This window comes from Stenotrophomonas sp. 05L44_2 (assembly GCF_056665995.1).
Window position 1 is genome coordinate 1 of sequence record NZ_JBFTNR010000719.1, and the last position, 2,109, is coordinate 2,109.

At 68.5% G+C, this 2,109-nt stretch carries 2 protein-coding genes; one reads left to right on the forward strand and one right to left on the reverse strand.

The features are described from left to right. Positions 1–258: 258 nt before the first annotated feature. Positions 259–1,425, forward strand: a complete 1,167-nt coding sequence (locus tag AC1VAN_RS19750) for a PQQ-dependent sugar dehydrogenase (RefSeq protein ID WP_059065755.1) — start codon at positions 259–261, stop codon at positions 1,423–1,425. 106 nt (positions 1,426–1,531) lie between these two features. Here the strand turns inward: AC1VAN_RS19750 and AC1VAN_RS19755 are convergent. Beyond that, a partial coding sequence (locus AC1VAN_RS19755; RefSeq protein ID WP_480986530.1) for a hypothetical protein occupies positions 1,532–2,109 on the reverse strand: 578 nt, incomplete at its 5' end.

A 2,109-nucleotide genomic window follows, 5' to 3' on the forward strand; every position in this document is an offset into this window, starting at 1 on the left:
AGGTAGGCCACCGCGCCCAGCAGCAGGGCCACCCACGAGGCGGCGATGAAGGCGGGCGAGGGTCGATGGATGAGGGGTGCGTTCATTGCAGGTCCTTGGCAGACAGGCGGGCAATGCTTTGCCCGGGCGACAACACCCTAGACGATCCGCGCCATGCCGCACAGGGGGGAGCAGGACCTTCGGGCCACGACCGTCACCGCCCCGGTGGTATACAAGGGAGAGCCTGGCCATCCGCATCCCCTTCCGCTGGAGATACCCATGACCCGCACGCCCCTGCTGCTCGCCCTCGGCCTGCTGCCGATCCTCGCCACCACCGCCTGCAACGCGGCCGGCCCTGATGCGTCTGGCCAGAAGGCCCCGGCGACCGCCGCGGCCAGCGCAGACCAACGTCCCTTCACCGCCACCGAGGTCAGCCGGTTCGACCAGCCGTGGGCGATGACCTTCCTGCCCGATGGCAGCCTGCTGGTCACCGAAAAGCGCGGCAAGCTGCAGCACCTGGACCTGGCCAGCGGCCAAAAACATGAGATCACCGGTGTGCCGAAGGTCGCCTACGGCGGCCAGGGTGGGTTCGGCGACGTCATCCTGCATCCGGATTTCGCCCGCAACCATGTGGTGTACGTCAGCTACGCCGAGGAAGGCACGCTGGACACGCGCGGCGCGGCCGTGGCCCGTGCCACCCTCGCCCTCGATGCCAACGGTGGCGGCCAGCTGAAGGACCTGAAGGTGATCTGGCGGCAGACGCCGAAGGTCAGCGGCGAAGGCCACTACGGCCACCGCTTGGCCTTCGGCCCGGACGGCAAGCTGTGGATCAGTTCGAGCGAACGGCAGAAGTTCGATCCTGCGCAGGACATGAGCGGCAACCTGGGCAAGATCATCCGCCTCAACGACGACGGCAGCCTGCCGGCCGACAATCCGTTCGCCTCGCAGGGCGGCGTGGCCGCGCAGGTGTGGTCGCTCGGCCACCGCAACGTGCTGGGCATCGCCTTCGATGCCAATGGCAAGCTGTGGGCGCAGGAGATGGGCCCGGCCGGCGGCGATGAGCTGAACCTGATCGTGCGCGGTGCCAACTACGGCTACCCGATCGTGTCCAACGGCGACCACTACGACGGCCGTCCGATTCCCGACCATGACACCCGCCCGGAGTTCGCCGCACCGAAGGTGACCTGGAACCCGGTCATTTCCCCGGCCGGCCTGATGTTCTACAGCGGCAGCCTGTTCCCGCAGTGGAAGGGCAGCGCCTTCATCGGTGGCTTGTCGTCCACCTCGCTGGTGCGGGTTGCCTTCGACGGCGACAGCGCGCGCGAGGCCGAACGCTTCAACATGGGCGAGCGCATCCGCGAAGTGGAACAGGGCCCGGACGGCGCACTGTGGCTGCTGGAAGACGGCAGCAAGGCACGGCTGCTGAAGCTCACGCCGAAGGCCTGACGGCCGGGTGGTGCCGGCTGCTGGCCGGCACCTGCAGGAGCCCTGGTTGCCGGCCAGCGGCCGGCACTACCGATCTGGAACGGCCCTGCATACGGGGCCGTTTTCGTTACTGGATGGTGCCGACCTTCACCTCGGTGCGCGTGCAGGCCTTGTCCAGGCACTCGCCGGTCAGCCAGACCTGGCCATCGCCGATCATCACGCCCTGCTGGTTGACGAACACCGTGCCGAAGTCCTGCGCGGACACCGCCTTGACCACCGCCGGGGTGATGATCTTTTCGTAGTTGCGCTGGAATTCACCGGGCCCGGTGATCTTCCTGCCACCGCTGATGTTCAGCGGGAAACGCACTTCTTCAACCACCGCCGCGCGATCGCCACCGACCACTGCGGTCTTGAAGGCAGTGAATACTTTTTCATACTGCGCCGCATCGCCGWGCAGCGTCTCGATGCGCGCGCGGGCGTCGTCTGCCGCCGCAGGTGCTGCGGGGTTGGCAGCATCGGCCGGCGTCGCAGCCGTATCCTTGGCGTGCTCCGCCGCAGCCTGYGGCGCGGCGACGGCATCGGGCGTGGTGCTGGCGGCCGCCTCGGCCGGCGTCGCGCCCGTCATCGGCGGAGGCGCATCGGCGGCAGGTTCGGGCGGCGGTGCCGGCTGCGAGCACGCTGCCAGCAACAGGACAGGAACAAGGT